At 65.2% G+C, this 20,966-nt stretch carries 20 protein-coding genes; 11 read left to right on the top strand and 9 right to left on the bottom strand.

Annotated features, from left to right (window positions below):
* Positions 1 to 48: 48 nt before the first annotated feature.
* Positions 49 to 624, bottom strand: coding sequence for a YqiA/YcfP family alpha/beta fold hydrolase (locus AB4Y42_RS09250; protein ID WP_368694018.1), 576 nt, complete (start codon positions 622 to 624; stop codon positions 49 to 51).
* A complete protein-coding gene (gene mpl / locus AB4Y42_RS09245) occupies positions 621 to 2,012 on the bottom strand; it encodes a UDP-N-acetylmuramate:L-alanyl-gamma-D-glutamyl-meso-diaminopimelate ligase (RefSeq protein WP_368694017.1) in 1,392 nt (463 codons plus the stop codon). The genes AB4Y42_RS09250 and mpl overlap by 4 nt, the downstream gene beginning before the upstream one ends.
* 249 nt (positions 2,013 to 2,261) lie before the next feature.
* Between mpl and AB4Y42_RS09240 the strand changes: the two genes are divergently transcribed.
* The 10 genes from AB4Y42_RS09240 to AB4Y42_RS09195 all read left to right on the top strand — a co-directional run bounded on the left by AB4Y42_RS09240 (position 2,262) and on the right by AB4Y42_RS09195 (position 10,844).
* Complete coding sequence (locus AB4Y42_RS09240) at positions 2,262 to 2,906, top strand: UDP-N-acetylmuramate--alanine ligase (protein ID WP_368687526.1); 645 nt, start codon at positions 2,262 to 2,264, stop codon at positions 2,904 to 2,906.
* Between the two features lie 11 nt (positions 2,907 to 2,917).
* Entirely contained in the window at positions 2,918 to 3,490 is a 573-nt protein-coding gene (locus AB4Y42_RS09235; protein ID WP_368687525.1) for a TlpA family protein disulfide reductase, read from the top strand.
* A 194-nt stretch (positions 3,491 to 3,684) separates the two neighbouring features.
* Positions 3,685 to 4,137 (top strand): type II 3-dehydroquinate dehydratase, encoded by a 453-nt coding sequence (gene aroQ, locus AB4Y42_RS09230; RefSeq protein WP_042270394.1) that lies wholly within the window; start codon positions 3,685 to 3,687, stop codon positions 4,135 to 4,137.
* Between the two features lie 97 nt (positions 4,138 to 4,234).
* Positions 4,235 to 4,702: an acetyl-CoA carboxylase biotin carboxyl carrier protein gene (gene accB, locus AB4Y42_RS09225; protein WP_368694016.1), complete on the top strand. Its 468-nt coding sequence runs from the start codon at positions 4,235 to 4,237 to the stop codon at positions 4,700 to 4,702.
* A 197-nt stretch (positions 4,703 to 4,899) separates the two neighbouring features.
* A complete protein-coding gene (gene accC / locus AB4Y42_RS09220) occupies positions 4,900 to 6,267 on the top strand; it encodes an acetyl-CoA carboxylase biotin carboxylase subunit (protein WP_042270391.1) in 1,368 nt (455 codons plus the stop codon).
* 3 nt (positions 6,268 to 6,270) lie between these two features.
* Positions 6,271 to 7,167 (top strand): 50S ribosomal protein L11 methyltransferase, encoded by an 897-nt coding sequence (gene prmA, locus AB4Y42_RS09215; RefSeq protein WP_342924475.1) that lies wholly within the window; start codon positions 6,271 to 6,273, stop codon positions 7,165 to 7,167.
* Positions 7,168 to 7,303: 136 nt separating this feature from the next.
* Complete coding sequence (locus AB4Y42_RS09210; RefSeq protein ID WP_368694015.1) at positions 7,304 to 8,674, top strand: zinc-ribbon and DUF3426 domain-containing protein; 1,371 nt, start codon at positions 7,304 to 7,306, stop codon at positions 8,672 to 8,674.
* A gap of 106 nt (positions 8,675 to 8,780) precedes the next feature.
* Positions 8,781 to 9,281 (top strand): thiol peroxidase, encoded by a 501-nt coding sequence (tpx, locus tag AB4Y42_RS09205; protein WP_133182953.1) that lies wholly within the window; start codon positions 8,781 to 8,783, stop codon positions 9,279 to 9,281.
* A gap of 101 nt (positions 9,282 to 9,382) precedes the next feature.
* A complete protein-coding gene (locus AB4Y42_RS09200; RefSeq protein WP_368694014.1) occupies positions 9,383 to 10,324 on the top strand; it encodes a carbohydrate kinase family protein in 942 nt (313 codons plus the stop codon).
* A 43-nt stretch (positions 10,325 to 10,367) separates the two neighbouring features.
* The gene (locus tag AB4Y42_RS09195; protein WP_368694013.1) at positions 10,368 to 10,844 is read left to right on the top strand and encodes a glycine zipper 2TM domain-containing protein; all 477 of its coding nucleotides are present in this window, start codon (positions 10,368 to 10,370) and stop codon (positions 10,842 to 10,844) included.
* Between the two features lie 261 nt (positions 10,845 to 11,105).
* Here the strand turns inward: AB4Y42_RS09195 and AB4Y42_RS09190 are convergent, their stop codons facing one another.
* The 7 genes from AB4Y42_RS09190 to AB4Y42_RS09160 form a co-directional block, all read right to left on the bottom strand.
* Positions 11,106 to 11,684, bottom strand: a complete 579-nt coding sequence (locus AB4Y42_RS09190; protein ID WP_069268515.1) for a histone H1-like DNA-binding protein — start codon at positions 11,682 to 11,684, stop codon at positions 11,106 to 11,108.
* Between the two features lie 28 nt (positions 11,685 to 11,712).
* Positions 11,713 to 12,039 carry a hypothetical protein gene (locus tag AB4Y42_RS09185; protein WP_083245612.1) on the bottom strand — a complete coding sequence of 109 codons (327 nt, stop codon included), beginning with the start codon at positions 12,037 to 12,039 and terminating at the stop codon, positions 11,713 to 11,715.
* A 93-nt stretch (positions 12,040 to 12,132) separates the two neighbouring features.
* Positions 12,133 to 13,356 carry a ribonucleotide-diphosphate reductase subunit beta gene (locus tag AB4Y42_RS09180; RefSeq protein WP_368687520.1) on the bottom strand — a complete coding sequence of 408 codons (1,224 nt, stop codon included), beginning with the start codon at positions 13,354 to 13,356 and terminating at the stop codon, positions 12,133 to 12,135.
* Between the two features lie 554 nt (positions 13,357 to 13,910).
* The gene (locus AB4Y42_RS09175) at positions 13,911 to 16,901 is read right to left on the bottom strand and encodes a ribonucleoside-diphosphate reductase subunit alpha (RefSeq protein ID WP_368694012.1); all 2,991 of its coding nucleotides are present in this window, start codon (positions 16,899 to 16,901) and stop codon (positions 13,911 to 13,913) included.
* A 559-nt stretch (positions 16,902 to 17,460) separates the two neighbouring features.
* Positions 17,461 to 18,090 (bottom strand): 1,6-anhydro-N-acetylmuramyl-L-alanine amidase AmpD, encoded by a 630-nt coding sequence (ampD, locus tag AB4Y42_RS09170; RefSeq protein ID WP_368687518.1) that lies wholly within the window; start codon positions 18,088 to 18,090, stop codon positions 17,461 to 17,463.
* On the bottom strand, positions 18,087 to 18,413 hold the full coding sequence (locus AB4Y42_RS09165) for a PP0621 family protein (protein WP_368694011.1): 327 nt from the start codon (positions 18,411 to 18,413) through the stop codon (positions 18,087 to 18,089). Before AB4Y42_RS09165 ends, ampD begins: the two co-directional genes overlap by 4 nt.
* Positions 18,414 to 18,435: 22 nt before the next feature.
* Positions 18,436 to 19,365 (bottom strand): inner membrane protein YpjD, encoded by a 930-nt coding sequence (locus tag AB4Y42_RS09160; RefSeq protein ID WP_368694010.1) that lies wholly within the window; start codon positions 19,363 to 19,365, stop codon positions 18,436 to 18,438.
* 116 nt (positions 19,366 to 19,481) lie between these two features.
* On the opposite strand from AB4Y42_RS09160, the gene ffh reads away from it, so the two are divergent.
* Entirely contained in the window at positions 19,482 to 20,849 is a 1,368-nt protein-coding gene (gene ffh, locus AB4Y42_RS09155) for a signal recognition particle protein (RefSeq protein ID WP_069268510.1), read from the top strand.
* Positions 20,850 to 20,966: the final 117 nt, after the last annotated feature.

Here is a 20,966-nt window from a genome sequence, read left to right as displayed (position 1 = left end):
CGGCGCGGCGCGCGGGCGGTGCTGTATACATATAGGCGTTCGCACGCATCAGGCGGCATCGCAGAAACGGATCACTTCGTCGACGTAATCTGCGAACTCGCTGATGCCATGATCGCTGCCTTCGATCAGGTGTGTGGGCACACCCGGATAGTGCGCGAGCATCTCGCGGTAATCGAGCACTTCGTCACCGGTCGCGGCGACCAGATAGTAGCGCGCGGGTTGCGTCACCTTCGTCACGGCCAGCGCGCGCAACTCTTCCAGGTGACGCGGTTCGACGACGATGCTGCCGCCGCCGTGCCAGAGCGGCTGCTCGCCGAGATACTTCGACAGATCGCGGTCAGGCACCACGGCGGGGTTCAGCAGCGCAGCGCGCCAGCCGTGCTTTTCCGCGAGATGCGTGGCGAAGTAGCCGCCGAGCGAACTGCCGATGAGCGTGACGCGCTCGCCCGGCTTCCACTGCGCGCCGATCTCCTGCTCGGCGAGCGCAATCGCGTCGCGCGGCGAAACCGGCAGCGTCGGGCACAGCCACTCGCCGCTGCGTCCCAGCTCGGCCATGCGCGCCGCCAAGAGGCGCGCCTTGAACGACTGGGGCGACGAGCGAAAGCCGTGCAGATAGACGATCACGCCGCGCTCCGTGCCGACAGCGCATCGAGCAGCTTTTGATGCACGCCGCCGAAGCCGCCGTTGCTCATCACGAGCACCTGGTCGCCGGGGCGTGCGGCTGCGACGACCGCCTTCACGAGCGCGTCGAGATCGTGGAAGGCGCGGGCCTTCTCGCCGAGCGGCGCAAGCGCACCGGCGAGGTCCCAGCCGAGCGCGTCCTTGCCGCTCGCTGCGCCGTAGCCGAACACGAGGTCGGCGTCGGCGAGACTGACGGGCAGCTGCGCCTTCATCACGCCGAGCTTCATCGTGTTCGAGCGCGGCTCGAGCACGGCGAGGATGCGCGTGTTTTCGTGGCCGACGCGCGTGCGCAGGCCGGCGATCGTCGTTTCGATGGCCGTGGGATGGTGCGCGAAGTCGTCGTAGACGGTCACGCCGTCGACGCTGCCGCGCACTTCCATGCGGCGCTTCACGTTGCGGAACGTGGCGAGCGAGGCGGCGGCCTGCGCGGGCGGCACGCCCACGCTGCGCGCGGCGGCAATCGCCGCGAGCGCGTTCAGGCGGTTGTGTTCGCCCTGGATCTGCCAGTCCACCACGCCTGCACGTTCGCTGTTGTGATAGACGGCGAAGCGCTCGTCCACGGCCACGCCGTCTTCCGCCGGCAGCGCCTGCCAGCCGCCATCCACGCCGAAGCGCTCCACGTCGCTCCATACGCCGCGCGTGAGCACGCGCTCGAGCGCGTCCGAGCGGCCGTTCGTGACGATGCGGCCCACGCCCGGAATCGTGCGCACTAGGTGATGGAACTGCGTTTCGATCGCCGCGAGATCGGGGAAGATGTCGGCGTGATCGAATTCGAGGTTGTTGAGCAGCGCCGTGCGCGGACGGTAATGAACGAACTTCGAGCGCTTGTCGAAGAACGCCGTGTCGTACTCGTCGGCTTCGATCACGAAGAAGCTCGAATCGGTCAGGCGCGCGGATACGCCGAAATTCAGCGGCACGCCGCCGATCAGGAAGCCGGGATTGAGGCCCGCGTCTTCAAGCAGCCACGTGAGCATCGAGCTCGTGGTGGTCTTGCCGTGCGTGCCCGCCACCGCGAGCACCCACTTGTCGCGCATCACGTGTTCGCCGAGCCATTGCGGACCCGACGTGTACGGCAAGCCGCGATTGAGGATCTCCTCCATCAGCGGGTTGCCGCGCGTGACCACATTGCCGATCACGTAGAGATCGGGCTTGAGTTCGGTCTGGCTCGCGTCGTAACCCTCGATGAGGCGGATGCCCTGCGCTTCGAGCTGGGTGCTCATCGGCGGGTACACGCCGGCGTCGCAGCCGGTCACCGTGTGGCCCGCGCTGCGCGCGAGCACCGCGAGTCCGCCCATGAACGTGCCGCAGATGCCGAGGATATGGATGTGCATAAGCCTGTCGCGCCGCGCGGGCGTCGTGAACGCGTTGATCGGTTTGATCGGGTTGAAAAGGACGGGGAAGCTGGAACGACGGCAGCCCTGCGCCGCCGCAGCAAAGAACCGGTATTGTACCCGAGGCCCTGAGCCCTATTGGCTCGACCTCGGCCCCCGCAGCGACGGAAAATCCCTGGGCACCCGGCAGCAGGTGCGGCGCAGTGGCCGCCTGCAGGAGCCCAAGGCGATCTCTAGTATCATTCAAGGATGGTTCGCAGATCACATTTCGATCCCCAGCGCGTGCGCGAGGAAATCGCCATCGCGGCAGCAAGGATGATCGCCGAGGACGGCCTCGACTACGCCACCGCCAAACGCAAGGCAGCCCGGCAGGTGGTCGGGGAAACGCGTATCGAAGGCACCTGGCTGCCCGACAACGACCAAATCGAGGAAGAGATCCGCGAATATCAGGCCCTCTTTCAGAGCGACAGCCAGCCGGTGGTGCTGCGCCGCCTGCGCGAGATCGCGCTCGAATGGATGCAGCGGCTCGAGGCGTTCAATCCGTTCCTGACCGGCGCGGTGCTCAACGGCACAGCGGGCGAGCATTCCGACATCCATCTGCAGATTTTTTGTGACAACGCGAAGGATGTCGCGATCTGGCTCCTGAACGCGAACGTGCAGTACGACGTGTCGGAAACGCGCCATTTCGCGGCGCGCGGCTTCGTGGAGACACTGAGCTTCATGTGGCGTCCGTCACGCGCTGAGGAGCCGGTGGGCATACACGTTGCACTCTACAATACGGACGACTTGCGCGGCGCCGTGCGCGCCGACGCGCGTGGCAGGCTGCCGCGCGCCAATGCGCAGGCCCTCCAGGCGCTGATCGACGAGAGCGGCGCCACTTCTTCCACAACCTGATAACGGCAGCGATGAATACGAAGCGGATTCTGGCCGGCGTGGCAGTGGCGGCAATCGCCGCAGGCGGCGGCATACTGGCTGGGCACTGGGCCACGAGCGGCAGCGCCGGCGTGGCCGACGCGGCCTCGGTAAGCGCGGCCTCGGCGAGCGCGAGCGGCAAGCAGAATGCGGTCGGCCAGCTCTGGTCGGCGGCGGTCACGAACCCGGACGGCAAGGCGCAATCGCTCGCCATCTACAAGGGCCGGCCGATCGTGGTCAACTTCTGGGCCTCCTGGTGCGGCCCGTGCGTCGAGGAAATGCCGGAGCTTTCCGCGCTCCAGCGCGAGTACGCGAAGAAGGGGATTCAGTTCGTCGGCGTCGGCGTGGATTCGGCCGCGAACATCAAGACGTTCCTCAAGAAGGTGCCCGTCGATTACCCGATCTACATCGCCGGCTTCGGCGGCGCGGACGTCGCGCGCGCATTCGGCAACAACGCAGGCGGCTTACCTTACACGGTGGTAATCGACGCGAACGGCGCCGTTCGTGCGACAAAATTAGGGCAAATCAAGCCGGACGAGCTTCGGCGCACGCTCGACGCGCTTTGACGCAGCGGAATGTTTGACACAATCTTAAGCGCCATAACGTAGCTTTTGCCGTGAGAATCCTGTGATTTGACTGAAGATCGACCCAGACCCTCGCCGCAAGACGTAGTCAGGGCCATATCCCCTTATCGGAAAACTAGACAAATTTCTCTAATCGGCGCTAAAGTTCGCGCAATTCCACGGAAAAAGAAGCGACCATGACGCGACTGCTGGTTCTGCACGGCCCCAACCTCAATCTTCTCGGCACCCGGGAACCGGAGGTGTATGGGCGCGTGACGCTGCCGCAGATCGATCAGGCGCTCTCCGACCGTGCCGCGGACGCCGGCGTCGAGCTCGCGACCTTCCAGAGCAACCACGAAGGCGCGCTGGTCGACCGCATCCAGTCGGCCCGCACCGAGCAGACCGACTTCATCCTGATCAACCCGGCCGCGTACACGCATACGAGCGTGGCGATCCGGGATGCGCTGGCAGGCGTCGGCATCCCGTTCGTCGAGATTCACCTGTCGAACGTGCATCGCCGCGAGTCCTTCCGGCACCATTCGTATTTTTCCGACCAGGCCGAAGGCGTGATTTGCGGCCTCGGCTGGAAGGGTTATCTCTACGCGCTCGAATACGCGCTCGACCGGCTCGCTGCCCGGTCGGCGGCCTGATTCCCGCGCCGGATGACCGCCAATACCTGAACAACAACCCGTGCCGGGACGCGCGCGCCCCGGCACTTCACGTATTCAAAGTAAAAGGGGCTGCACCATGGATCTACGTAAGCTGAAGACTCTGATCGACCTCGTCTCCGAATCGGGCATCTCGGAGCTCGAAGTGACCGAGGGTGAAGGCAAGGTGCGCATCGTCAAGAACGCGCCGCCCGTTTACGTGCAGCCGGGCCCCCCGCAATACGCGGCGCCGGCCATGGGTGCTCCGCTCGCAGCGCCCGCCCATGTCGGCGAAGCCGCCGCTGCGGCTCCCGCCGCGCCCGCCGTGCCGCAGGGCCACGTCGTGACCTCGCCGATGGTGGGCACGTTCTACCGCGCGCCGTCGCCGGGCGCCGACCCGTTCGTCCAGGTTGGCGACACGGTCAAGGAAGGCCAGACGCTTTGCATCATCGAAGCGATGAAGCTGCTCAACGAGATCGAGTCGGATACGGCCGGCGTGGTCAAGGAAATCCTCGTCGAGAACGGCCAGGCAGTCGAATACGGCCAGCCGCTCTACGTGATCGCCTAAGCATTTCTGCGCGCGGCAGCGGTCTTTCTTTTTTGGCCGCGCCGCGTTCGTCGCGTTTGGCGCCCCATGACGGCGACGCACGCGACCGATCCTCTGCGTTTTACATGGGATCGCAGTAACCGCTAAAGCGCTAACTCCGATCGACAGGCGTACGCACATACGACTTGCGACGCCCATTGATGAGTCGAATACCCACCATGTTTGAAAAAATCCTCATTGCCAATCGTGGCGAAATCGCGCTCCGCATCCAGCGCGCGTGCCGCGAACTCGGCGTCAAGACGGTCGTCGTCTATTCGGAAGCCGACAAGGAAGCCAAGTACGTGAAGCTCGCGGACGAGGCGGTCTGTATCGGCCCGGCGCCTTCGAACCTCTCCTACCTGAACATGCCGGCGCTCATCAGCGCGGCCGAAGTCACCGACGCAGAAGCGATCCACCCCGGTTACGGCTTCCTCTCCGAGAACGCCGATTTCGCCGAGCGTGTGGAGCAGTCGGGCTTCACGTTCATCGGCCCGCGCCCGGAAACGATCCGCATGATGGGCGACAAGGTCACGGCGAAGCAGACCATGATCAAGACCGGCGTGCCCTGCGTGCCGGGCTCGGAAGGCGCACTGCCCGACGATCCGAAGGAAATCGTGAAGATCGCGCGCGCGATCGGCTACCCCGTCATCATCAAGGCGGCGGGCGGCGGCGGAGGGCGCGGCATGCGCGTCGTGCACACGGAAGCGGCGCTCGTGAACGCGGTCAACATGACCCGCGAGGAAGCCGGCCGTGCGTTCGGCAACCCGCAGGTCTACATGGAGAAGTATCTCGAGAACCCGCGTCACATCGAGATCCAGATTCTCTCGGACTCGTTCAAGAACGCCGTGTGGCTCGGCGAGCGCGACTGCTCCATGCAGCGCCGCCACCAGAAGGTGATCGAGGAAGCGCCGGCGCCGGGCATCGCGCGCCGCCTGCTCGACCGCATCGGCGATCGTTGCGCCGACGCGTGCAAGAAGATGGGCTACCTCGGCGCGGGCACGTTCGAGTTCCTGTATGAAAACGGCGAGTTCTACTTCATCGAAATGAACACGCGCGTGCAGGTCGAGCACCCGGTCACCGAGCTGATCACGGGCATCGACATCGTGCAGGAGCAGATCCGCATCGCCGCGGGCGAGAAGCTCTCGTTCCGCCAGCGCGACATCCAGCTGAAGGGCCACGCGATCGAGTGCCGCATCAACGCGGAAGATCCGTTCAAGTTCACGCCGTCGCCGGGCCGGCTCACGTCGTGGCACATGCCGGGCGGTCCTGGCGTGCGCGTCGACTCGCATGCCTACAATGGCTATTTCGTGCCGCCGAACTATGATTCGATGATCGGCAAGCTGATCACCTACGGCGCGACGCGCGAGCAGGCCATTCAGCGCATGCGCATCGCGCTCTCGGAAATGGTGGTCGAAGGCATCCAGACCAACATCCCGCTGCACCGCGAACTGATGCTCGACGCGAAGTTCGTCGAGGGCGGCACGAGTATTCACTACCTCGAAAGCCGTCTGGCCGAACGTCAGGCAGTGAAGAAGGACGAAGCGTAATTCATGAGCTACCGGGAACTGATCGTCGAGCTAGAGCGTGACCGCGCGGAAGAACTTTCCGACGCGCTGATCGAGCTTGGCGCCCTCTCGGTGTCGGTGGAAGACGCCGACGCCGACACGCCCGACGAGCAGCCGCTCTTCGGCGAGCCGGGCCTCACACCCGAGCGCACTGCGTGGCAGCATTCGCGCGTGATTGCGCTGATCGGCGCCGATCAGGATCCCGCCGTGCTGCTCATGGCCGCTTCGAACGAGCTGGGTCTCACGCAAACGCCGAAGTTCTCGCTGCGCGAAGTCGAGGAGCAGGACTGGGTTCGTCTGACGCAATCGCAGTTCGACCCGATCCAGATCGGCGAGCGCATCTGGGTCGTGCCGTCGTGGCACGATGCCCCGGACCCGAACGCGCTCGTGCTCGAACTCGACCCGGGCCTCGCGTTCGGCACGGGCAGCCATCCCACCACGCGTTTGTGCATGGAATGGCTCGAACAGCACGTGCAGCCCGGCAATTCGCTGCTCGACTACGGCTGCGGCTCGGGCATCCTCGCGATCCTCGCGAAGAAGTGCGGAGCGAATCCGGTGATCGGCATCGACATCGACCCGCAGGCGGTCGACTCGGCGCGCCACAACAGCGAGCGCAATCGCGCGGAGGTCACTTACGGCCTGCCCGACGATTGCCCCGCCGGCGAGTTCGACATCGTCGTCGCCAACATTCTGTCGAATCCGCTCAAGCTGATGGCCTCGATGCTCTCCTCGCGCGTGAAGCCGGGCGGACGCATCGCACTTTCGGGCATCCTCGCGCGCCAGGCCGAGGAAGTCGCGCAGGTGTACGCGCAGTGGATCGACATCTCGGTCTGGCGCGAACACGAAGGCTGGGTCTGCCTCGCGGGCACGCGGCGCGCGTAATCCCTGTGCGTTCCGATCGGGCTCGCACGAGCCTGATCGCGCCCCAAGCGGCAAGACCGAAGTCGTAGGCTGCGGTGGATTGCCAGTAGAATGCGGGTATCACCAATCCTCCGGTCTACCCAGATCCTCGGCCCACATGCTTCTGGCAACGCGCTGCCCCTTCTGTGAAACCGTATTCCGCATCCAGCCCACGCAGCTTGCCGTGCGGCGAGGCCTCGTGCGTTGCGGACATTGTCAGGAAGCGTTCGACGCGTCGGGCAGTTTGTACGAGATGCCCGAAGGTGGCGACTTCACGCGCGCGGTGCCCGTTGCTGCCGAAATCGCGGCCAGCCTGACCTCGCCGCCATCGGAGCCCGCTTCACGCTTTGCTGCGCAGCCCGCTTCGGGACTCGCTTCACAGTTCGCATCGCAGTCACAGTCCACTTCGCAGCAGCCCAATGTTCAGCCTGATCAGGCGGATCAGCCCGCAGCAGCGCCATCGCAAGAGCCGCCCCCCACGCTGGGCGCCACACCCAATTTCACGAATCGCACGTGGGACCCGTGGGCACCGCCGCAGGACAGCCAGCGCGATCCACGCCTGAAATACGACGCCGACAAACTGCCAGGGGCAAGCGTTGCCCGTGGCGCCTCGCCAGGGGTCGCGCCCGCAGCCGAGTCGCGGGTCGCCTTCGACGACGAACCGACGCTCGGGCGCGCACCACAACAAGCTGCGCCGCACGCGCCGGCGGCACCCGCAGCAGCACCGGTACCGCCGCCCCGGCAGCCCGCAGCCGCCGAACCGTTCCCGCCCGCCGCGCGCTGGACGCGCAGCGAGCCGAACCTGGGCACGGGCGGCCCGACCGAGCCGACCTTTTCGGCCAACGAAGCATCGGCTGCGGCTCGCATGAACGACCCGGAGCCCGCACTCGGCCCGCGCACCCGCGAAGCCGCACCGGAGCCCGCGTTCAGCGCGCTCTCGCCCAACGACGGCGCCTCACCGTTCGCCGTCACCCGTGAAGCGCCCGCCCGCCCGCGCGGCTCGCGCGGCCTCGTCTGGCGCATTCTCGGCACGCTCATCGCCATCCTGCTGCTCGCGCTGCTCGTCGTGCAGCTCGCGTGGTGGCAGCGCGAAACGGTCATGGTCTACTGGCCCGACTCGCAGTCGCTCTATCAGCAGGCGTGCGAGCAGCTCGGCTGCCGCGTGCTGCCGCCGCGCGACATCGACGGCCTGCTGGTCGAGCCGTCCGATCTGCGCCAGGTCGACAACGAGCCGCATCACCTCGAACTGAAAGTGCCGCTGCGCAACCGCTTCAACGTGGCGCTCGCGTACCCCGCGATCGAGCTGTCGCTGCTCGACCGGCAGAACAACATCGTCGTGCGGCGCGTGCTATGGCCGCAGGACTACGTCACGCCCGGCACGTCCATCGAAGCCGGTCTGCCCGCACGCACCACGCAGACCATGATCGTGCGGCTCGACACGGGCGACGTGGTGGCGTCGAACTTCCGCATCGAGATTTTCTACCCCTGATTTTCCGTCTGTACGCGGGTGCACTGGCGTGCCCCGCGCGTTTCCCGGCGTCCCGCATCGCGCGGGTGCGCCATTCACCACACCATGCATTCCCGGAGAGCACATCATGAGTCAAGTCACGCTAGGCGGTAACCCGATCGACGTCGCCGGCACCTTCCCGAGCGTCGGCCAGAAGGCCCCGGCGTTCTCGCTCGTCGGCAAGGATCTGAAGCCTGTCTCGCTCGCCGATTTCGCCGGCAAGCGCAAGGTGCTGAACATCGTGCCGAGCCTCGACACGCCGACCTGCGCCACCTCCACGCGCAAGTTCAACGAAGCCGCCGCCGGCCTGAACAACACGGCTGTCGTCGTGATCTCGGGCGACCTGCCGTTCGCCGCCGCGCGCTTCTGCACGACCGAAGGCATCGCCAACGTCGTCACGGCCTCGACCTTCCGCGGCCATGAATTCGCGCAAGCCTATGGCGTGGACGTGACGAGCGGCCCGCTCACCGGCCTGACCGCGCGCGCCGTCGTCGTGCTCGACGAAAACGACAACGTCCTGCACGCCGAGCGCGTCGGCGAAATCAAGAACGAACCGAACTACGACGCCGCACTCGCCGCGCTGAAGTAATCCGGCGGCGGCGCACACTCACTCAGAGCCTGCTTGCTGATGCCAATGCGCAGGCCGGTGCGCCGCCCCTTCCCCTACCACGCCCTACAGGAATTTCCGCCTTGGCTACGCTGATCTGCGGCTCGCTCGCCTACGACAACATCATGACCTTCGAGGGTCGCTTTCGGGAGCACATCCTGCCCGAGCAGGTGCACATCCTGAACGTGAGCTTTCTGGTGCCGACGATGCGCCGCGAGTTCGGCGGCTGTGCCGGCAACATCGCGTACGCGCTGCATCTGCTCGGCGGCGACGCCCGCATCATGGCGACGCTCGGCGCCGCCGACGCACGCCCGTACCTCGAACGCCTCGATACACTCGGCCTCTCGAAGGCGCACGTGCGCGTGCTGGAAGATACGTGGTCCGCGCAGGCGATGATCACGACCGACCTCGAGAACAACCAGATCACCGCGTTCCACCCGGGCGCGATGATGCAATCGCATTTGAACCGCGCCGACGAAGCACCCGGCATCAAGCTCGGCATCGTCGCCCCGGACGGCTTCGACGGCATGGTCCAGCACGTCGAGCAGTTCGCGAAGGCCGGCGTGCCGTTCATCTTCGATCCGGGCCAGGGTCTGCCGCTCTTCGACGGCGCCTCTTTGCGCCGTGCGATTGAACTTGCGACCTACGTAGCGGTCAACGACTACGAAGCCAATCTTGTCAGCCATCGCACCGGCTGGTCGTTCGACGAAATCGCCAGCCATGTCGACGCGCTGATCATCACGCGCGGCGAGCACGGCTCGCAGATCTACCACGGCGGCAAGATCGAGGAGATTCCTCCGGTCAAGGCCGCTCAGGTGCTCGACCCGACCGGCTGCGGCGACGCTTTCCGCGGCGGCCTGCTCTACGGCATCGAGAACGGCCTCGACTGGGCAACCACGGGGCGTCTCGCGAGCCTGATGGGCGCGCTCAAGATCGAGCATCTCGGTCCGCAAAACTATGCGCCCACGCGAGCGCAGATCAACGAACGGTTCAAGGAGGCATTCGGCTACGAACTGCCGAACTGAACGCGGGAGCCGCACACGAACGGCGCCCATTGGAGCTACGGGAATGAAAATAACAAGTCGTCTGATTGTTGCAGCCATGCTCGCGGGGTCGCTCGCGATGTCGGGCTGCGCCTACAACAGCAGTTCCGCCGATGTGTACACGGCCTCGCAGGCGCAGCGCGAGCAATCGGTGCGCATGGCCACGGTCGAAAGCGTACGCGCGGTAAAGATCAGCTCGAACAACGGCCAGCCTAGCGGCCTTGGCGCGATCGGTGGCGGCGCGCTCGGCGCGGTGGCCGGCAGCCAGATCGGCGGCGGCACGGGCTCGATCGTCACCGGCATCATCGGCGGCATTGCGGGCGCCGTGGCCGGCAACGCGGTCGAGAACGGCGTGGCCATGCGCGACGGCCTCGAGATCACGGTGCGCCTCGACAACGGCGACTACCGCGCCATTACGCAATCCGCGACCGGCGAAGTCTTCAACGCGGGCGACCGCGTGCGGCTGCTCTCGAGCGGCGGCGTGACGCGCGTCACGCACTAACGGTTTCCCCTGTACCGCAGCGGCGCCTCGCGCTGGATGCGGAACCTCAGGCGCATGTGCTCCCCTGTGCATGCGCCTTTTTTCATGCCCGCGCGCGGCATGCGCGTGGCCTCACACCGATTATTACGAACTCCAGACGAAAAAAATCCCGTCGCGGACAGCCCAGCGACGGGATCGGGATCGAGCCTTGCGCATCATGCCGCCCGGCCCGGCCAACGAAGCGCGCGTACGACGTAGCCTGCGCGCTTCGTCTCGGACTGCTTACGGACGGCTGCCGGTCGGGAACGGCCATGCTGCGGCCGGATTCAGGGCAGTCTTGACCGTTGCTGCGGGCGCGGACGGTTGCGCAGCAGGGGCAGCAGGTGCGGCAGCGGCCTTCGCAGGTGCCTTCTTGGCAGCCTTCTTGGCGGCAGCCTTCTTCGCAGGCGCAGCCTTCTTGGCAGCAGCCTTCTTCGCAGGCGCCTTCTTGGCTGCAACCTTCTTCGCGGCAACCTTCTTGGCGGCGGCCTTCTTCGCCGGCGCTGCCTTCTTCGCAGCAACCTTCTTCACGGCGACTTTCTTGGCTGCAACCTTCTTCGCTGCGGCCTTCTTCGCCGGGGCTGCCTTCTTCGCAGCAACCTTCTTCACGGCGACTTTCTTGGCTGCAACCTTCTTCGCTGCGGCCTTCTTCGCCGGTGCTGCCTTCTTCGCAGCAACCTTCTTCACGGCGACTTTCTTGGCTGCAACCTTCTTGACCGCGACCTTCTTCGCTGCGGCCTTCTTCGCCGGAGCTGCCTTCTTCGCTGCAACCTTCTTCACTGCGGCCTTCTTAGCCGCCGGTTTCTTCTTGGCAGTAGCCATTTTTTTCTCCTTCAGGTTCAGATGAGAGTCAGTTCAAACTACACCCTTCGTCAAAACCCGCTTCCCGCGAACGCTTCTCACGGCGCACGCTGCGAAGCGGGCTATTCATCGGCGTACGCTGATCCCGCGCGCTTACGCTAATGAATGCGGTAAGGCGCGCCGTGCCACGAGGCACAGCGCGCCAGGTCATTCCGGCGTCGGCTACCGACACCGGGCAACGTTCGTTGAAAGCGGCGGCCTCACGACACGCGAAGCCTGCGCGCTTTTCCGGGGGGAAGTTTGCCCATCCCTCTGAAGGGTTCGCAAAGTGCCTGTCACGTCGGTGAGCCAGCCTGGCTCCGGGCATGCTTTGCATCAGGCGTTCCTGCTCCTAATCATCATGCCGGTCGAGGCGCCTGCACGGCGCCTCGCGGCAACCCCAAAAGACTTGCACCGCAGTGCGCCCGGGTTATTCCCAGGACAGCGCACCGCCCGTCTGATATTCGATCACGCGCGTCTCGAAGAAGTTGCGTTCCTTCTTCAAGTCGATCATCTCGCTCATCCACGGGAACGGATTCTCTTCGTTCGGGAACAGCTGATCGAGACCGATCTGCTGGCAACGGCGGTTGCAGATGAAGCGCAGATAGCTTTTGAACATCGATGCGTTCAGACCGAGCACGCCGCGAGGCATGGTGTCCTCGGCGTAGCGGTACTCGAGGTCGACCGCATGCTTGAACAGTTCGGTGATCTCCGCACGGAACGCCGGGGTCCACAGGTGCGGGTTTTCAAGCTTGATCTGGTTGATGAGGTCGATGCCGAAGTTGCAGTGCATCGACTCGTCACGCAGGATGTACTGGTATTGCTCCGCGGCGCCGGTCATCTTGTTCTGGCGGCCGAGCGCGAGAATTTGCGTGAAGCCGACATAGAAGAACAGGCCTTCCATGATGCAGGCGAACACGATGAGCGACTTGAGCAGGCTCTGGTCGGCTTCGAGCGTGCCGGTCTTGAACGACGGATCAGTCAGCGTCTGGATGAACGGGATCAGGAACTCGTCCTTGTCGCGGATCGACTTGACCTCGTGGTACGCGTTGAAGATCTCGCTCTCGTCCAGACCCAGCGACTCGACGATGTACTGGTAGGCGTGCGTGTGGATCGCCTCTTCGAACGCCTGGCGCAGCAGGAACTGGCGGCATTCGGGCGCCGTGATGTGCCGGTAGGTGCCGAGCACGATGTTGTTCGCGGCGAGCGAGTCGGCGGTCACGAAGAAGCCGAGGTTGCGCTTGACGATGCGGCGCTCGTCCTCGGTCAGACCGTTCGGGTCCTTCCACAGTGCGATGTCGCGGGACATGTTGATTTCCTGCGGCATCCAGTGGTTCGCACAGCCCGCCAGGTATTTTTCCCAAGCCCACTTGTACTTGAACGGGACCAGCTGATTCACGTCGGTCTGGCCGTTGATGATGCGCTTGTCGGCGACATTCACGCGCGCTTCGGTCGAGACCGGCGCTTGCGGCGGCGGTGCGACGGCGAAGTCGCTGGCGAAGATGTTGGTCGCCGTGGAAGCCTGTGGAGCGGAACGCAGACCAAACTGCACCTCGGCAGCCTGGACAGCCTGACCCGCGGGGTTGCGCATTGCGTTTTGCTGCGCACCGCTCGACGGAGTTACGGCCGTGATCTCGTCATCCCAGTTGAGCATAAATGTCACCATCAATTTAGATCGGTTTGTACCATCTTTTCGTGAGCGATAAAAGGGTTCGCACACGAAAAATCCTGTTTTCGATTCGCGTTGCGACCTCGATACAACACTTTGTTATCGCATCGTGTCGATTGCATCGCGTGAGCACTGTGTAGAGAGCACTCATTCGTCGTGCTCACTTCGCATGTGCGAGGTGCTTCGAAGGTCTTCGCGACATCGAGAGCGTGTGTGAAAGACGGGGTTCGCCGCGCGTTTTTCGCTCGCGCTGCGAGTGCGTTTTCACTCGCCGCTCACTGCCTGCCGCGCGCGGCGCTGGAAGCTCGCGCGGCCTTGAGTCTTGTCCCTGCGAGAAACTCCAGGGATTCCTTCCTGTTGCCTCTTTCGCGTAGCGCAACGCGCGTGGCGCGAGTTGCCGGGAGAGTCGGCGCGCATTGCGCGCGCCTCGTTCGTTGTTACATCTCGCTACGGCTGCTTCGACTACTGTTTACTACGGATGCTGCGGTCCTCGCATGATGCGAGCGGCGTTGCACCGCACGCATCATGCGCAGCCAGCTTTACTGGCAAGCCTCGCACTCTTCGAAGCCGGGGTCGCCCGGACGCATCATGCACACCGGACCGTCTGCTTCCGGCGCCGCTTCAACCGCGGCTTCCGGTGCGGCCTGCATCGTGGTCGAGCCTGCTGCACCGCCGAATGCGCCGCCCGTTGCACCGCCGAACGCGCCGCCTGCATTGCCGCCGCCTTCGCCGCCCGTCGGCACGGCGTTGAGCGCGCCGTGCGCAACCGTCGACTTCTCGACGTGCGTCGCCCCCATCGTGCGCAGGTAGTACGTGGTCTTCAGACCGCGCACCCATGCGAGCTTGTAGATCTCGTCGAGCTTCTTGCCCGATGCGCCGGCCATGAAGATGTTCAGCGACTGCGCCTGGTCGATCCACTTCTGACGACGCGATGCGGCTTCGACGAGCCACGTCGGGTCGACTTCGAACGCCGTTGCATACACAGCGCGTAGATCGGCCGGCACGCGGTCGATGCGCGAGAGCATGCCGTCGAAGTACTTCAGGTCGGCGACCATGACTTCGTCCCACAGGCCGCGCGCCTTCAGGTCGCGCACCAGGTAGTCGTTCACCACCGTGAATTCGCCCGAGAGGTTCGACTTCACGTAGAGGTTCTGGAACGTCGGCTCGATGCAAGGCGACACGCCGATGATGTTCGAGATGGTCGCGGTCGGCGCGATCGCGATGCAGTTCGAATTGCGCATGCCGTGCGTCGCGATGCGCTCGCGCAGCGACGTCCAGTCCATCGATTCGCTCGAGTCGACTTCGACGTAGCCGCCACGTGCTTCGGCGAGCAGTTTGAGCGTGTCCTGCGGGAGGATGCCGCGATCCCACAGCGAGCCGCGGTAGGTCGAGTAGCGGCCGCGCTCGGCTGCCAGCTCCGTCGACGCCCAGTACGCGTAGTAGCAGACGGCTTCCATCGAGCGGTCGGCGAACTCCACGGCTTCCTGCGAAGCAAACGGCGTGCGCAGAACGTGCAGGCAGTCCTGGAAGCCCATGATGCCCATGCCCACCGGACGGTGCTTCAGGTTCGAGTTGCGCGCCTTCGACACCGCGTAGTAGTTGATGTCGATGACGTTGTCGAGCATGCGCATCGCCACGCTGATGGTGCGCTTGAGCTTGTCGTGGTCGAGCGCGTACGTGCCGTCGGCCTGCTCCACCATGTGCGCGACCAGGTTCACCGAGCCCAGGTTACACACGGCGATTTCGCTGTCGCTGGTGTTCAGCGTGATTTCCGTGCACAGGTTCGACGAGTGGACGACGCCCACGTGCTGCTGCGGCGAACGGATGTTGCACGGATCCTTGAACGTGATCCACGGGTGACCCGTTTCGAACAGCATGCCGAGCATCTTGCGCCACAGCTGCGCGGCCGGCAGCTTCTTGAACAGCTTGATCTCGCCGCGCGCGACCTTCTCTTCGTAAGCCGTGTAAGCCTGTTCGAATTCGGCGCCGAACTTGTCGTGCAGATCCGGGCAGGTCGAGGGCGAGAAGAGCGTCCAGTCGCCGCCTTCCATCACGCGCTTCATGAACAGGTCGGGAATCCAGTTCGCCGTGTTCATGTCGTGGGTGCGGCGGCGGTCGTCGCCCGTGTTCTTGCGCAGCTCGAGGAATTCTTCGATGTCGAGGTGCCACGATTCCAGGTAGGCGCACACCGCGCCCTTGCGCTTGCCGCCCTGGTTCACGGCGACCGCCGTGTCGTTCACGACCTTCAGGAACGGCACGACGCCTTGCGACTTGCCGTTGGTGCCCTTGATGTGCGAGCCGAGCGCGCGCACGCGCGTCCAGTCGTTGCCCAGACCGCCGGCGAACTTCGAGAGCAGCGCGTTGTCCTTGAGCGCCTCGTAGATGCCGTCGAGGTCGTCGGCCACCGTCGTGAGGTAGCACGACGAGAGCTGCGAGCGGTGCGTGCCCGAGTTGAACAGCGTGGGCGTGGACGACATGAAGTCGAACGACGAGAGCACGTTGTAGAACTCGATCGCGCGCGCTTCGCGGTCGATCTCGTTGAGCGAGAGGCCCATCGCGACGCGCATGAAGAATGCCTGGGGCATTTCGATGCGCGTGCCGCCGACGTGCAGGAAGTAGCGGTCATAGAGCGTCTGCAGGCCGAGGTAGCCGAACTGCAGATCGCGGCCCGCGTCGAGCGCGTTGCCCAGACGCTTGAGGTCGAACTGCTGCAGCTTGTCGTCGAGCAGGCCCGCTTCCACGCCGCGCTTGATGAACTGCGGGAAGTACTCGGCGTAGCGCACGGCCATTTCGGCTTGCGTCACTTCCTCTTCGAGAATTTCGCGACGGATCGTGTGCAGCAGGATGCGCGAGGTCACCTGGCTATACGCCGGGTCCTTTTCGATCATCGTGCGCGCAGCGAGGATGGCCGAGTCGTAGACCTGGCTCATCGGCACGCCGTCGTACAGATTCTTCACCGTTTCCGCGACGATCGGGTCGGCGTTGACCGCGTCGCCGAGACCGTCGCACGACGAGTCGATCAGCGCGCGCAGCGCCTGCATGTCGAGCGGGCGCGTCACGCCGTTGTCCGTGACGTTGATGCCGGGCGCTGCGCTCGCGGCCGTTTCCGGCGCGTTGGCGCGCTCCTGGTTGCGCTTCTCGCGATACAGCACGTAGGCGCGCGCGACGTTGTGCTCGCCGCCGCGCATCAGCGCGAGTTCGACCTGATCCTGGATGTCTTCGATATGGAACGTGCCGCCGTTCGGACGGCTGCGCACGAGTGCGCGCACGACGTTCTGCGTGAGCTGCTCGACGAGCTCGCGAACGCGCGCCGAAGCCGCGCCCTGGCCGCCGTTCACGGCGAGGAAGGCCTTCGTCATCGCGATCGCGACTTTCGAAGGTTCGAACGACACCACGCTACCGTTGCGGCGAATCACCTTGTGGTCGGCGAACTGCTGCGCGCTCGTCTGGCCGTCTTGCGGTTGGCCACCCAGCGTGTGCGCGGCGGGCGCGCCTTCATACCGGGTCGAGACGTTATCGGTCGTTTGCATGTGCAAAGCTCCTGGGTCCTGGAAAGGTGCGAAGAGAGTTCGCGGATTAAGACGGACGCCGACGTCGTGCCCCCGTGTGCACGCTCGATCGGGCAGAGAAAAAAGTCCAGCCTGGCGAGGCTGCCGGATGCGACAAGGCAGATGAATCACGGACTGCTTCGGTCTTCATCGTGGATGTCGCGATCATTGGCTGTACCTTCTCTCTCGATTACAGCCGGTGCGCCGGTTCTCTCGGCCGACGGCACCGTACAAAGTTTCTGTTTTTTCTATGCTGGTAACGCGCGCGGCGCCTTGCGAGTAAAGCGGGGCGCCGCGGTACAACACAACATATGGTGTGAAGCCTTGTTTCGGGTACCAAGTATAGTGGAAGAAACAGTACGATCAAATGGCTTTTTTTGCTGGTCCTATCTTGACAAGACCACAAGCCAAGCGGCGCGGGGCCTGGCGGCGAATGCCCCTGCGAGTGGTCTGCGAGGCGCGCGCGAAGACCCTGCGTTTGCGCGCAAAAGGTGCTTATTTCTTGTGCAGTTTGAGAGGGTTCAGCAGGCGATCGAACGTGTCACGACGCCGCGTTCTGCGCGCCGTGCCCCTGGATATAGGGGAAGCTGGCATCGGCGAGCTGCGTATCGTGTTTGAGGCGCGCCCAGTCGAAGTGCGGGCCGGGGTCGGTCTTGCGCCCAGGCGCGATGTCCGAATGGCCCGCCAGCGCCTCGATCGGATAGTGCGCGACGAGCGCCTTCACGAGCGCGGCGAGCGTGGCGTATTGCGGCGCCTCGAAGGCCGTCGAGTCGCTGCCTTCCAGCTCGATGCCGATGGCGAAATCGTTGCAGCGCTCGCGCCCGAAGAAGCTCGACGCGCCCGCGTGCCACGCGCGCTCGTCGCACGAGACGAACTGCTCGAGCGCGCCATCGCGATGAATGACGAAGTGCGCCGAGACGCGCACGCCGCGCAGGTTGGCATCGAAGTACGGATGCGCGTCGCAGTCGAGGCGGTTGAGAAAGAGATCGGCGATCTCGGGGCCGCCGAAGACGTTGGGCGGCAGGCTGATGTTGTGGACGACGATGAGCGTCGGCACGGCGCCTTGCGGGCGGGCCTCGAAGTTGGGTGAAGGCAGGCGGCGCGCGCCGGACACCCAGCCCTGCGCATCGACTTCGTACGCGCGCGATCCTGGCGATGCAGCAGCGCTCATCGTGCGGGGCGATCCTGGGCCGTGGCGCGCGCGTCGTACGCGCGCGCGTGCTCGGAACTGCAGAACGAGCGCGTGCCGACATTCACCGATTCGCTGCGCGGCGCATGCACACCGCACTCGGCGCAGCGCACCATCGGCTCGGGCAGCGCGGGTTTGCCGCTCGCGCTCGCGCCGCCATTGGCGCTGCGCGCAGCGCCCTGCCCCGGCTGCGCGCCCTGCCCCGGTTGGGCACCGGCACGCGTTTGCGTCTGCGCACGGCGCAGCGCCTTGACGAACCACTGTCCGACCACGAACAGCAGGACGAGGAGAAGAATCTGTCTCATCGGAACACGCGACTCACACGACTCAAACCACGGGGCGGTGCAGCAGCACCTCGAAGACGAAACGGCTGCCCACATAGGCGAGCAGCAAGGCGATGAACGATGCGATCACCCAGCGCAGCGCAGCGCGGCCGCGCCAGCCGGAAATCTTGCGCGCGGTGAGCAGCGCGCCGAACATCAGCCACGAAAGAATCGCGAAGACGGTCTTGTGATCGAGCGAAAGCGGCCGGTCGATCAACTGCTCGCTGAACACGATGCCCGAGACGAGCGTGGCCGTGAGCAGCACGAAGCCCGCGCCGATGAGGCGGAACAGCAGCTTTTCCATGGTGAGGAGCGGCGGCAGCGTCTCGATCCAGTTCGAGAGCCAGCCGCCGCCGCGATTGCTCGCGTTGCGCTGGAAGCCCGCGCCCTTGAGCGCATGCAGCCGGCGCTCGACGGCGAGCATCAGCACCGCATGCAACGCGGCGATCGCAAAGAGCCCGTAGGCAATGTTCGCGATGACGAAGTGCAGCTTGAACATCGGCGCGGCCGCATAGGGCAGCACGCGCACGCCGCCGAACACGAACGGCAGGATCGACGCGACGGCCGCCAACGGCAGCAGCAGGAGGCGCAGGCCGTCGAGTGCAAAGAAAAAGCTCTCGATCCAGTAGATGCCGGCGCCGAGCCAGAACATGGCCGACAACGCGAAGGCGAAGCCGAACACCATTTCGTTGGCGGGGAAGATCGTCATGTGCAGGAGCACGCCGTGCGCGGCGAGCGCGACGAAGAGCAGCGCACGCGAAAGCGGGCCGAAAGTCCGCGCGCGCAGGGCGTCGCCGCCCGCGCCGAACGTCACCGGAACGGGCGGCACGCTGCCGAGCAGCGGCGCGGTACCCGCGCGGCGCAGCGCACGCCAGTCGGCGGCGCACAATCCGCCGTACAGGAGCACGGTGAGGGCATACAGTACAATATCCATGTTCGAAGTTTACTATAGGCCCCCTGGCCGCGCGCTTACCTAACGAATCGGCGACGAAACGCGGCGCATTCCCGTTTTGCGCGCGCGGGCCGGGCCGCACTGCTCACCGCCTCCCCATGCTCGACAATCTCACTCAACGGATGGCGCGCGTCGTCAAGACGCTGCGCGGCGAAGCCCGGCTGACCGAAGCCAATACGCAGGAAATGCTGCGCGAGGTGCGTCTCGCCCTGCTCGAAGCGGACGTGGCGCTGCCCGTCGTGCGCGAATTCATCGCCAAGGTGAAGGAGAAGGCGCTCGGCGAGGAAGTGATCTCCAGCCTCTCGCCGGGCCAGGCGCTCGTCGGCGTGGTGCAGCGCGAGCTGACCGCCGTGATCGGCGGCGACTACGAAGGCCGTGCTGCCGAACTCGACCTCGCCGTCACGCCGCCTGCCGTCATCCTCATGGCGGGCCTGCAGGGCGCCGGTAAAACCACCACCACCGGCAAGCTCGCCAAGCTCCTGCGCGAGAAGTACAAGAAGAAGGTCCTCACCGTTTCGTGCGACGTCTACCGCCCGGCCGCCATCGCGCAGTTGAAGACGGTGACGGAACAGGTCGGCGCCGACTTCTTCCCCTCGCAGCCGGACCAGAAGCCCGTCGAGATCGCCGCCGCGGCGGTCGACTGGGCCAAACGCCACTACCACGACGTGCTGCTCGTCGACACGGCCGGCCGCCTCGGTATCGACGAGGCGATGATGAACGAGATCACCGCGCTGCACGCCTCGCTCAAGCCCGCTGAAACGCTGTTCGTGGTCGACGCCATGCTCGGCCAGGACGCGGTCAACACCGCGAAGGCGTTCAACGACGCCCTGCCGCTCACCGGCGTCGTGCTCACCAAGCTCGACGGCGATTCGCGCGGCGGCGCGGCGCTCTCCGTGCGCCACATCACGGGCAAGCCGATCAAGTTCGTCGGCGTCGCGGAAAAGCTCGACGGCCTCGAGGTGTTCCACCCGGACCGCATGGCGAACCGTATTCTCGGCATGGGCGACATTCTCGCGCTCGTCGAGGAAGCGCAGCGCGGCGTGGACGTCCAGGCCGCGCAAAAGCTCGCCGACAAGGTCAAGAAAGGCGGCGACTTCGACCTCAATGACTTCCGCGCGCAACTTTCGCAGATGAAGAGCATGGGTGGCCTGTCGTCGCTCATGGACAAGCTGCCCGCGCAGTTCCAGCAGGCCGCCTCGGGCGCCAACATGGGCCAGGCCGAGAAGCAGATGCGCCGCATGGAAGGCATCATCAACTCGATGACGCCCGCCGAGCGCGCCAAGCCCGAGCTCATCAAGGCCACGCGCAAGCGCCGCATCGCGGCGGGCGCGGGCGTGCAGGTACAGGAAGTCAACCGCATGCTCAACCAGTACGAGCAGATGCGCACCATGATGAAGAAGCTCAAGGGCGGCAATCTGCAGAAGATGATGCGCGGCATGAAGGGCATGATGCCCGGCATGCGCTGATCCCGCGGGCCGCACGGCGCATATCGCGCGCACGGCGGCCCGACTCGACGCGGCGCGCGACGGACCAAATGCGCGGGTTTATGCTGTAGCGCGCGCCGCCGTTATTTTCCACACTTC

The sequence above is a fragment of the Paraburkholderia sp. EG286B genome, from assembly GCF_040965655.1.
Taxonomy (GTDB): domain Bacteria; phylum Pseudomonadota; class Gammaproteobacteria; order Burkholderiales; family Burkholderiaceae; genus Paraburkholderia.
This window is presented reverse-complemented; position numbering and strand designations above follow the sequence as displayed.

Bases quoted from the DNA above. Each gene is read 5' to 3' on its own strand.
- AB4Y42_RS09180 (WP_368687520.1), bottom strand. From the start codon at position 13,356: ATGCTCAACTGGGATGACGAGATCACGGCCGTAACTCCGTCGAGCGGT.
- AB4Y42_RS09235 (WP_368687525.1), top strand. From the start codon at position 2,918: ATGAATACGAAGCGGATTCTGGCCGGCGTGGCAGTGGCGGCAATCGCC.
- AB4Y42_RS09195 (WP_368694013.1), top strand. From the start codon at position 10,368: ATGAAAATAACAAGTCGTCTGATTGTTGCAGCCATGCTCGCGGGGTCG.
- ffh (WP_069268510.1), top strand. From the start codon at position 19,482: ATGCTCGACAATCTCACTCAACGGATGGCGCGCGTCGTCAAGACGCTG.
- AB4Y42_RS09185 (WP_083245612.1), bottom strand. From the start codon at position 12,039: ATGCAAAGCATGCCCGGAGCCAGGCTGGCTCACCGACGTGACAGGCAC.
- AB4Y42_RS09240 (WP_368687526.1), top strand. From the start codon at position 2,262: ATGGTTCGCAGATCACATTTCGATCCCCAGCGCGTGCGCGAGGAAATC.
- AB4Y42_RS09160 (WP_368694010.1), bottom strand. From the start codon at position 19,365: ATGGATATTGTACTGTATGCCCTCACCGTGCTCCTGTACGGCGGATTG.
- AB4Y42_RS09165 (WP_368694011.1), bottom strand. From the start codon at position 18,413: ATGAGACAGATTCTTCTCCTCGTCCTGCTGTTCGTGGTCGGACAGTGG.
- tpx (WP_133182953.1), top strand. From the start codon at position 8,781: ATGAGTCAAGTCACGCTAGGCGGTAACCCGATCGACGTCGCCGGCACC.
- mpl (WP_368694017.1), bottom strand. From the start codon at position 2,012: ATGCACATCCATATCCTCGGCATCTGCGGCACGTTCATGGGCGGACTC.
- aroQ (WP_042270394.1), top strand. From the start codon at position 3,685: ATGACGCGACTGCTGGTTCTGCACGGCCCCAACCTCAATCTTCTCGGC.
- AB4Y42_RS09175 (WP_368694012.1), bottom strand. From the start codon at position 16,901: ATGCAAACGACCGATAACGTCTCGACCCGGTATGAAGGCGCGCCCGCC.
- AB4Y42_RS09210 (WP_368694015.1), top strand. From the start codon at position 7,304: ATGCTTCTGGCAACGCGCTGCCCCTTCTGTGAAACCGTATTCCGCATC.
- accC (WP_042270391.1), top strand. From the start codon at position 4,900: ATGTTTGAAAAAATCCTCATTGCCAATCGTGGCGAAATCGCGCTCCGC.
- prmA (WP_342924475.1), top strand. From the start codon at position 6,271: ATGAGCTACCGGGAACTGATCGTCGAGCTAGAGCGTGACCGCGCGGAA.
- accB (WP_368694016.1), top strand. From the start codon at position 4,235: ATGGATCTACGTAAGCTGAAGACTCTGATCGACCTCGTCTCCGAATCG.
- ampD (WP_368687518.1), bottom strand. From the start codon at position 18,090: ATGAGCGCTGCTGCATCGCCAGGATCGCGCGCGTACGAAGTCGATGCG.
- AB4Y42_RS09190 (WP_069268515.1), bottom strand. From the start codon at position 11,684: ATGGCTACTGCCAAGAAGAAACCGGCGGCTAAGAAGGCCGCAGTGAAG.